The sequence below is a fragment of the Virgibacillus alimentarius genome (genome assembly GCF_000709085.1).
Classification (GTDB): domain Bacteria; phylum Bacillota; class Bacilli; order Bacillales; family Amphibacillaceae; genus Virgibacillus_B; species Virgibacillus_B alimentarius.
Genome location: NZ_JFBD01000110.1, coordinates 1 through 9,825 on the forward strand (window position 1 = coordinate 1; position 9,825 = coordinate 9,825).

Consider the following 9,825-nt stretch of genomic DNA (forward strand, 5'->3'; position numbering starts at 1 on the left):
TAGTTTTCTTATTTTGTATGAACGTTTATCATTGGTGACCCTGCATCTGCTGACTTTTTTCGAAAGTCATTTTTTATGTAGAATAACCTAGATTATATTAATTTTCAATTCAAAAATTGCTCTAAAAACAAAAAAATGGCTGGGCTGCTAGGATTCGAACCTAGGCTACACGGGATCAAAACCCGATGCCTTACCGCTTGGCTACAGCCCAACAATCGTATAAATATATGGTGGAGGGGGGCAGATTCGAACTGCCGAACCCAGAGGGAGCGGATTTACAGTCCGCCGCGTTTAGCCACTTCGCTACCCCTCCATATTCTTGCCTTTAGTACATTTATTATACATATAAATGATACATTTTAATTGAAATGGTGCCGGCCAGAGGACTTGAACCCCCAACCTACTGATTACAAGTCAGTTGCTCTGCCAATTGAGCTAGACCGGCATTTTTACATTTATTAAATGATAAGATTTTAAATCATAACGATCCCTGCATTTTCTAACTTGGCAGAGATAATATGTGTCCGAAGACTTCCTTTTATACTATAAATGAAAAACACTCAAAATGCAATAATTTGAAATGGTGGAGGATGCAGGGCTCGAACCTGCGACCCCTTGCTTGTAAGGCAAGTGCTCTCCCAGCTGAGCTAATCCTCCCACAGCAGAAAATCTAATATGCTTATTTCAGTAAGATAAATTTAAAACCATCCACTTCGAAATAGCTTTTTTTATAAACAATTGGTGACCCGTACGGGATTCGAACCCGTGTTACCGCCGTGAAAGGGCGGTGTCTTAACCGCTTGACCAACGGGCCTAGCACTAAATAGTATAAGAACGAAAAACAGCTCATATATCTTTTTTTAAATGTTTGTCGTAAACCAACGAATCTTATTATATACAGATTAAATATTTTTGTAAAGAGTAAAATGCATTTTTTTATAAAAATTTTTTTCTATCATGATTTCAGGGCAAAAAGGCTATAATAACAGTAACTTTTCATGATAAACAGTACGCTTATGATACACAGTTTTTTCTATATAGTAAGATTGTATATGCTTCTTTAAGGAAATAAATTAAGTTATAATAGGAAATATAAAATATTTTGGAGGTGCCACATGTCAAGTTTATTAGAAGGAAAAAATATTGTTGTCATGGGTGTTGCAAATGAGAGAAGCATTGCATGGGGAATAACAAAATCATTACATAATGCAGGTGCGAATCTCATCTTTACTTATAGACAAGAGCGATCTTACCAAAAATTAGTAAGGTTACTTGAAAAAAATAATATTACACCAAAGTTAACTGTATCTTGCGATGTCGAAAGCGATGAAAGCATTAAGGTAGCGTTTAAAGAAATAGAAGACAAAGTTAATGTCATTCATGGCCTCGTTCATTCCGTCGCATTTGCTAAAAGAGAAGAATTACAAGGCGAGTACGCGGATACATCTAGGGATGGATTTTTACTAGCGCAAAACATTAGCGCTTATTCCCTAGTAGCTGTCACTAAGCAAGCAAAAGCGTTAATGACAGAGGGCGGAAGTATCGTAACACAAACCTATATCGGTTCAGAACAAGTTATACCAAATTATAATGTCATGGGAGTTGCCAAAGCTTCACTCGAAGCTAGTGTCCGGTATTTAGCTGAAGATATGGGTAAATATGGCATCCGTGTAAATGCTATCTCTGCTGGACCGATACGTACATTGTCTGCTAAAGGAGTATCAGGATTTAATGAAAAGACTTCCATCATCGAGGAAAAAGCCCCTTTACGTCGCAATGTAGATCAAGATCAAGTTGGGGACGCCACATTATTCCTAGTAAGTGAGTTAGCAAGAGGAATAACAGGTGAAGTATTACATGTTGACTCTGGTTACCACATTATTGGCAGTTAAGCACCGTTTTGCCGCCGGGTAAACAAAAAGAGCGTGGATCTAATGATATGCTCCCCTTAAGGTAGACAGATTAAAAAATAAAAATCTGTTTTCACCTTAAGGGGAGTTTTTTATGTCCAATAAATATAAATTTAACTCTAGTAAATTTAAGTATGAAGTGTTAAAGGCATATAAGAATGAAAATTATACCTTAATAGAATTATGTTCAAAATACGGAATTGCGGATGTAACTCTGTATGATTGGGCTGAGAAACATGAGAAATATGGTCTCAAAGGATTGGAGGGCTCAAGGACATTGAAGTCATATTCTAAAGATTTAAAACAAGTAGCTGTAGAAGATTATATATCAGGGGAGCATTCTCAACGTGAGGTCATTCGCAAGTATGAAATTTCTAGCACATCAGTACTCCGAAAATGGATAAAGCAGTATAATGGTCATAGAGAATTAAAAGATACGACAAAGGGAAGGACGAGCTCTATGACTAAAGGGAGAAAAACGACTTGGAAAGAACGAATTGAGATTGTACAAGATGCTTTAGCGAATGGGAAGGATTATCAATAAACTGCGGATAAACATCAGGTATCTTACCAACAAGCATATCAATGGGTACGTAAACACGAAGATGGTGGATGGGATGCGTTACAGGATAGAAGAGGACGTTCTAAAAGTCAAGATGAGTTAACTTCCGAAGAAAAAATGAAGTTAGAAATGCATCGAATCGAAAATGAGAACGAACGTTTACGTGCAGAGAATGCTTTCTTAAAAAAGTTAGAGGGGATCGAAAGGAGGCGAAAATAAGCCAAGTTAGATTTGAAGATAAATATATCGCAATTTAAAGAACTTCATGAAAGTGAAGAATTAAGTATTGTTTTACTATGCGATATTGCAGGTATTTCGCGAGCTGCTTACTATAAATGGTTAAAACGTATACCATCCTCTCGAGAACTTCAAAATGAAGAAATCATAAGGGAAATGAAAATTCTCCATGAGAAAGTTGAGGGTATCTATGGTTACCGTCGAATGAAATTAAACATCAATCGAAAGTTTGGCCAGAATTTTAATCATAAACGTATTTATAGACTAATGAATGTTGCGGAGAATATATTGAATCGTAAATTTACAGCTGAAAAACCAAATGAAAAATGGGTCACGGATGTCACTGAATTCAAATATAGTACCTCTAAGAAAGCTTATTTAAGCGCCATTGTATATGGTAGTCTAAAACTGAACCACCATCGCACTTGAAAACTGAACCACTTCAGTAGAAAATATCCTTAGCATAACTGTCGCTAAGGAGGAGCTGGAGTGATCACTTTGAAGATAAAGCAAAAAATAATCCAATTATATTTAGAAGGTCTAAGTGAACGAAAAATTGCAAAGCGAACAAAGAAAACAAGAAATACAGTGCGCAAATATATTAAGCAGTTTAAACAGAGTAGACAAGAAGATGTGCAGGATTTACCGATTACAGAGGAGGTACTTCGACCTCCAACTTATAAAAAAAGAAATGGAAAACAAAAGGCATTAACTGAAGAAATAAAAGCTAAATTGAGAAGCTATATTAAAGAAAACCAGTGGAAAAAAGAGCATTATATGTCAAAGCAGCAAATGAAAATGACGGATATGCATGAAAAGTTATTAGATGACGGACACAAGATTAGCTATACAACGGAACGAAATTTTGTGAACAAAGAAACATCAAAAATTAAAAGTATATTATTTAGCGATTTTCACTTTACCCTATAGCAACTATCGATTCGCGAGAATCTATGAATCTCAATCTATGGTTTGTGTGCTAGATGTTCATGTTGATTTTATTAACCATACTGGTTTTATACCAAGGGTATTTACATATGACAATATGAGAACAGTAGTAAAGCAATTTGTAGGCACAGAAAGAACAATAACAGACAGTATGGTTCATTTATCAAACTATTATGAGTTTAACATTCGATTGTGCCAACCACGAAAAGGAAATGAAAAAGGGCATGTGGAAAGAAGCGTTGATTTCATTCGTAGAAAAGCATTTTCAGCAGTTTATTCTTTTCAAAGCTTACAAGAGCAAGTATGCATTTAGAATCAACGTTAGAAAAGTTAAATAAAAGAATCTATCACGAACATAAAGTGTCACATCATGAATTGTTGAAGCAAGAAGCAGCACACTCTAAACCAGCTATTTCATCCTTTAATCCATCGGATATGATAGAAGTGCGAGTGAACAAATATAGTACAATTGTTTTTAAACAAAATCATTATTCTGTCCCGGAGGGACACGTTGGGAAGTACATTAAGGCCAAAGTAGGTGCAAAGAAAATTAAATTATTTGTGGAAGGAGAATTAATCGCTGTTCATGAAAGATGTTGGGGACTACATCAGTGGAATATGGATATCAACCATTATTTAAAACATTCGAAAGAAAAAAAGGTGCTATCGCCCAAAGTGAATGTTTGAGGCAAGCACCAACCAAAATAAAAAATATCTACTACGAACATTATATAGGAAAAGAAAAGGAATTTCTAGAATTACTCTTTTATATACAATCGAATAACAATATTGATGAAGTGATAAGCGTCGTTGAGCAACTTAAAACAATACGTCCAGATCATGTTTCGACAGAAAGAATTTTATTTTTATGCGAACAATCAGCATCGAATGAAGGTCATACTATACGAGATGATGATGTAACTAAGCAAGCAGAAGATAACATGATGGCATATGCGGCATTGTTTAATCAATTAGAGGAGGTCACTTCATCATGACAATGAAAGAACAAGTTATTCAAATGTGTAAGGACCTTAGATTACCAAGTATACGAAAACTAGTTAACGAAGAGACATCATTTACACACCCAGAACAGGCAATCAAAATCCTGCATCAAGTATTGGTGCAGGAAAAGGAAGACAGATTTATTCGAGCAAAACAAAATAGAATTCGTACGGCAAATTTCCCGCAAAGAAAGTTATTAGAGGAATTGTCTATGGAGGCGTTGCCTCCTCAAGCTCAACAAAAAATACCGATTTTAAAGCAATTAGATTTTATCAAAGAAGGTCAAAACGTCCTATTAACAGGGTCGCCTGGCACTGGAAAGACGCATACGTCTATTGGTTTAGGTATGGAAGCATGTTTAGCTGGATATAAAGTATTTTTTGCGACGGTACCTTCACTTATCAATCAACTAAAAGAATGTAGATCAGATCGTACACTTCGTTCATTTGAATTGAAGTTTGAGAAATATGACTTAGTTATTATAGATGAACTAGGTTATATATCCTTCGATAAAGAAGGCGCAGAATTATTGTTTACACATCTTTCCTTAAGAGCGGGGAAAAAATCTACGATTATTACAAGTAACTTACCATTTACAAAATGGAATGAAATTTTTCACGTTCAAGTATTAACGGCTGCTTTGACAGACCGATTAACACATAAATCGCACGTTTTAAATATGAATGGACCATCCTTTAGAATGCGTGAAACAGAAGAATGGTTAAAAAGTGAATTAACTGATGAATAATTATTTATTTTAGGGTGGTTCAAAATTTAATTGCGAAGTGGTTCACTTTTCACTTGCGAAATACATTAGGAATATGTTTTAAACCCTTTTGTACCATTAAGCCATAAGTTTCTCTTTTTTTATTACCTGACATTTTTGTAGATCAACTCACTTTCTTAATTGTAAATACCTTTATTCACAGCTTCCGCTACCCGCTGCGGGACTTTGCCCTCCAATTAAGAATAAAATCATTCATTATATTTATTATTTGAATTGTTAATAATATAATAGTCAGATAATAATGTAAAGTGTACACTTGTATTTATACGTACACTATTAAACTATTGTAATTACGGGATAAACTGTTATATGTAAACTATTAGATTAATAGAATACATATAGTTAACTAAAGACTTTGATATAGAGATTAAATTTACACTGGGAAATCAAAACTATAGTATTGATGTTGATAAAAAGCAAATTGACCAACTAAACGATTTATATAAAGCATTGGTTTATATTTCAGAGAAAACACACGAAAACAGTATCGTGCTAGATATGGCTAATCAGAGTTTAGATAAAGCAATGACTGTCTTACAAAATTCAAGAACATCGGAAACGCAACTTGCAGATCAGTATAAACAATTGACCGAATTTGGATTCTCCTGGTTAAAGTCATCTCGTGAACAGTATCACGAAAAAGACTTTGGAGATGTTTTCGAAAAGTATATAAATAATTAACGGGGACAGTCCCCATAAAATTGCACCTTATAGAACAGATGAAAAAAGTACTGTTCTATAAGGTGCTTTTCTGTATAATAAAAGATGGTGAAATAATGAAGCCAAGAAAATAGCAAGTCATTTTAGCAAATTGGATATGAAGATACCATCAACAAATATACATCTTCTAGTTTGTGAAGAATTACATATATAGTAAGGGGATTGCATGAAATGAAAAGGTAGATATCAGAAATAATCTCAATAAGAATTAAAAGTATTCTGTAAGACAAACATTTGAAATTACTAAAGGAAGTGCGTATGAATGGAATGGAAAAATATATACCGTGGCTTGCTGATGGGGGCTAGTGACATCATTCCCGGGGTCAGCGGCGGGACAATTGCCGTGTTACTTGGCATTTATGACCGTTTGATTGCGGCGGTTAATGGTTTTTTTAGTAAGGATTGGAAAAAACAGCTTGGGTTCTTAATCCCTTTGGGAGTTGGTGTTGGAGCTGCCATTCTCTTATTAAGTAATGTCATCGAGTGGCTATTTGAACACTATACAGGCCCCACACAATTTTTCTTTTTGGGGCTAATAATAGGCATCCTTCCTTATTTATTCCACCAATCAGATGCGAAACAAACCTTTACGTGGAAACACATCATTCTATTGGTGATTGGAGCGCTTATTGTTGGATCAATGGTCTTTCTTAATACAGGGGAAGGTACGGCGATGGAACGAACAATGTCCACCTACCTACTATTATTTATCTCTGGATTTTTAGCGAGTGCTGCGATGATTTTACCGGGAATTAGCGGATCATTTATCTTATATGTTATCGGTATTTACCAAACTGTAATTGCTGGGATAAGCAGTTTTCAGCTCGATGTTATTGCAGTGACGGGGATAGGAATCGTTTGTGGAATCGTTCTTATGAGTAAAATCATCAACTTCTTTCTCCTTAACTATCGAACCGGTACATTTGCTATTATCATCGGCTTTGTAATCGGCTCAATTTTTGTTGTCTTCCCGGGCTGGCCAACGGATAAAACATTCCTATTAATAAGTGTTGCAACCTTTGCAGCAGGCTTATTTAGTGCATATATCCTCGGGAAAGTGGAGTATAAGGAATAACAACTCAAAAGATAAATTATAAGCCTAGTATCGTTTCCTCATCTTACGACACTAGGCTTACATCATTACTTCAACACAGTAAAATGCAATGGAGACTGCTCCATCACCCTTCTATGTCACGTTTGTTATATCCAATAATCCCAACAATCATCAAGATACCAGCTATAACTGTCAAAGTGAATAATGGCAGCCATTTCATTTCCTCAACAGGGAGCTGTGGAATATAGCCATATGGAGATAGCTTTCCAACCCAACCCGGGAAATCAAACAAACCTCCTAGATACAGGACGAAGAAGGAATAAATGACGTAACCCCATATGAAACGACTTAATTTTGGTAGGAAACCTATCAGCAATACAGCTAAACCAATCATAACGATCATGGCTGGATAATATACGAGGGCTGCACCGTAAATTGTCTCAAATTTTAGCCCTTCTTCCATGACCGTATTTCCTGCAGCCCAGAGCCCAATCGCAGCAAGAGAAAGCATGATAAACCCATTCATAATGGAAATGATGAGATAACCTACCACCACTTGAGTACGAGAAACAGCTCTTGAAAGTAAATGTTCTAGCCGATTCTTTTTCTCTTCCTCATTCAGTTTAAGCATGACCATTAATGGAGGAATGGTTGAAAGTAAGCTCATCACAATCATGAGCATCGGGATAAACTGTTCTGTTAATGTATATCCCTTTTGATCAGCTAGTAATTGCTCCAGCGTCTCATTTCCCTCAAAAAAGGATTCCAAATCACCAAAAACGGAGCCATAAGATACACCCAATACAAGCATTCCAATTGCCCAAGCAATGATTCCTGTACGCTGAAGTCTTAAAGCCAACCCAGCAGGATTTTGTAAAAACATGGAAGCATATCTTTTTCCGGGCTTTGATGGAAAGAATCCCGTTCCTAAGTCTCGGATCGCATTTAAATAATTTGCTACTATAAATAAAATGATGGATACACCAATCATTAACATTATAGGCCACCAATGATTCGTGGAATAAGCCTCCGTTTGTGTCACCCACCCTAAGGGGGAAAGCATCGACCATGCCTCATTGCCCACATCACCAATCGCACGAACAAAATATGCAATTAGGAGTATGGCAATAGAATAACCAGTTGCTCCACGTGAACTTTCAGAAAGCTGCGCAAAAACTGCCGTGATTCCTGTAAAGACCATTCCAGTTGCGCCTAAAGCAGTACCATATAATAAAGATCCTTCTAGCCCCATACTTTCTATACCTAATGCATAAAGCCCCAAACCAATCACTAACGTCAAAAGTACATTGACTATAACCAATACAAGTAGTGTTGCATTTACATTTGCCAGGCGTCCTACTGGCAAAGCTCGAATCATTTCGATCCGACCATCTTCCTCATTCGCACGGGTATGTCGGCTCACAAGCAAAATACTCATCAATCCAACGACAACCGCTGTTAGTAGGAGCATCTGATGTGCTGTCATCGCCCCGATTGTATAATGATCTAGATCACCAGGTCCCACCATGGCTGTCATAGCCGGGTTTTGCATCGTTTCTGCCATCACATCTCTTTCTTGCTGAGAGGCATACAGATTCTTAAAGGAAATTGGCACAATCCATGTGAAAATAGATATTCCAATCAACCATAAAAAAATACGAATGCGGTCCAGTCTTACGATCAATCTAGATAAAGAGATAGTATTTTTAGAAGTAGAACCTATCATTAGAACGCACCCCCTGCTCCTTTTCCATCTTTGTTTTCATAATGGCGCATAAATAAATCTTCCAATGTTGGCGGTGCACTTTCCAATTTTACGATGCCAAATTGACTTACATGTTTAATCACAGCATCCAATTCCTCTGTATCCACTTGGAATGACAGTCCCTGTTCTTCTCTAACCACATCATGTACACCGTTCAATTCATTTATGGAAGTAATCGACTCTTTTGTTTCAACAAGCAAATTGGTTCGTGTTAAATGGCGTAATTCGTTTAACGAACCTGTTTCAATAATCTTACCCCGACGGATGATACCTACCCGGTCGCATAACTTTTCAACTTCAGATAAAATATGACTGGAAAGCAAGACACTTTTACCTGCTTGCTTGGCTTCCAATACGCATTCCTGAAAAACCTGTTCCATTAATGGGTCCAGTCCAGAAGTTGGTTCATCTAAAATATATAAATCTGCTTCAGACGAAAAGGCAGCGACCAAAGCTACTTTTTGCCTATTCCCCTTCGAATAGGTTCTGCATTTTTTGGTTGGATCCAGATCAAATTTCTTAATCAATTCTTCACGCTTGTTTTTATTATTTCCCCCCCGCAATTTAACAAATAGATCAATCACCTCACCGCCAGTTAAATTTGGCCATAGATTCACATCCCCCGGGACATAGGCAAGACGCCTGTGTATATCAACAGCATCTGACCATGCATCTTTTCCGAATATTTCCACCATGCCTTTCGTTGCTTTTAAAATACCAAGCAAAATACGAATGGTCGTTGACTTACCAGCTCCATTAGGTCCAATAAATCCATAAACTTCTCCCTCATTTAATTCGATATTAATCCCATCAAGTGCAGTGAAGTTCCCAAACTTTTTT

General features: G+C 36.6%; 7 protein-coding genes, 5 tRNA genes and 3 pseudogenes. 8 read left to right on the top strand and 7 right to left on the bottom strand.

All coding sequences use genetic code 11. The features are described 5' to 3' along the window. Positions 1 to 136 precede the first annotated feature (136 nt). From GZ63_RS0114945 to GZ63_RS0114965, 5 genes are all read right to left on the bottom strand, one after another. Positions 137 to 211, bottom strand: a tRNA-Gln gene (locus GZ63_RS0114945). Between the two features lie 17 nt (positions 212 to 228). Beyond that, positions 229 to 313, bottom strand: a tRNA-Tyr gene (locus GZ63_RS0114950). 56 nt (positions 314 to 369) lie between these two features. Continuing rightward, positions 370 to 445 (bottom strand) — tRNA-Thr (locus GZ63_RS0114955). 136 nt (positions 446 to 581) lie between these two features. Continuing rightward, positions 582 to 657: transfer RNA gene (locus GZ63_RS0114960), tRNA-Val, on the bottom strand. Positions 658 to 739: 82 nt separating this feature from the next. Further along, positions 740 to 814: transfer RNA gene (locus GZ63_RS0114965), tRNA-Glu, on the bottom strand. Between the two features lie 301 nt (positions 815 to 1,115). Here GZ63_RS0114965 and fabI point away from each other — a divergent pair. From fabI to GZ63_RS0115015, 8 genes and pseudogenes are all read left to right on the top strand, one after another. Beyond that, positions 1,116 to 1,892 carry an enoyl-ACP reductase FabI gene (gene fabI, locus GZ63_RS0114970; protein WP_029270947.1) on the top strand — a complete coding sequence of 259 codons (777 nt, stop codon included), beginning with the start codon at positions 1,116 to 1,118 and terminating at the stop codon, positions 1,890 to 1,892. A gap of 112 nt (positions 1,893 to 2,004) precedes the next feature. Next, on the top strand, positions 2,005 to 2,454 hold the full coding sequence (locus GZ63_RS16920) for a helix-turn-helix domain-containing protein (protein ID WP_156947750.1): 450 nt from the start codon (positions 2,005 to 2,007) through the stop codon (positions 2,452 to 2,454). Between the two features lie 12 nt (positions 2,455 to 2,466). Then, a pseudogene (locus GZ63_RS18900) lies at positions 2,467 to 2,691 on the top strand (helix-turn-helix domain-containing protein); the annotation flags it as partial. 12 nt (positions 2,692 to 2,703) lie between these two features. After that, positions 2,704 to 3,138: an IS3 family transposase gene (locus GZ63_RS0114980; protein ID WP_051681515.1), complete on the top strand. Its 435-nt coding sequence runs from the start codon at positions 2,704 to 2,706 to the stop codon at positions 3,136 to 3,138. 69 nt (positions 3,139 to 3,207) lie between these two features. Further along, positions 3,208 to 4,652 (top strand): annotated as a pseudogene (locus GZ63_RS17605) (IS21/IS408/IS1162 family transposase). After that, positions 4,649 to 5,407 carry an IS21-like element helper ATPase IstB gene (gene istB / locus GZ63_RS0115005; RefSeq protein ID WP_029270959.1) on the top strand — a complete coding sequence of 253 codons (759 nt, stop codon included), beginning with the start codon at positions 4,649 to 4,651 and terminating at the stop codon, positions 5,405 to 5,407. Before GZ63_RS17605 ends, istB begins: the two are co-directional and overlap by 4 nt. A gap of 390 nt (positions 5,408 to 5,797) precedes the next feature. Next, positions 5,798 to 6,127: pseudogene (locus GZ63_RS17610) on the top strand (YvbH-like oligomerization domain-containing protein); the annotation flags it as partial. Positions 6,128 to 6,428: 301 nt separating this feature from the next. Further along, on the top strand, positions 6,429 to 7,241 hold the full coding sequence (locus GZ63_RS0115015) for a DUF368 domain-containing protein (RefSeq protein ID WP_029270962.1): 813 nt from the start codon (positions 6,429 to 6,431) through the stop codon (positions 7,239 to 7,241). 103 nt (positions 7,242 to 7,344) lie between these two features. Here the strand turns inward: GZ63_RS0115015 and GZ63_RS0115020 are convergent, their stop codons facing one another. Together GZ63_RS0115020 and GZ63_RS0115025 are read right to left on the bottom strand one after the other, a co-directional pair. Then, positions 7,345 to 8,946: an ABC transporter permease gene (locus tag GZ63_RS0115020; RefSeq protein ID WP_029270964.1), complete on the bottom strand. Its 1,602-nt coding sequence runs from the start codon at positions 8,944 to 8,946 to the stop codon at positions 7,345 to 7,347. After that, positions 8,946 to 9,825 (bottom strand): ABC transporter ATP-binding protein (locus tag GZ63_RS0115025; RefSeq protein ID WP_038221294.1); only part of this gene is annotated, 880 nt, incomplete at its 5' end. The genes GZ63_RS0115025 and GZ63_RS0115020, both read right to left, overlap by 1 nt.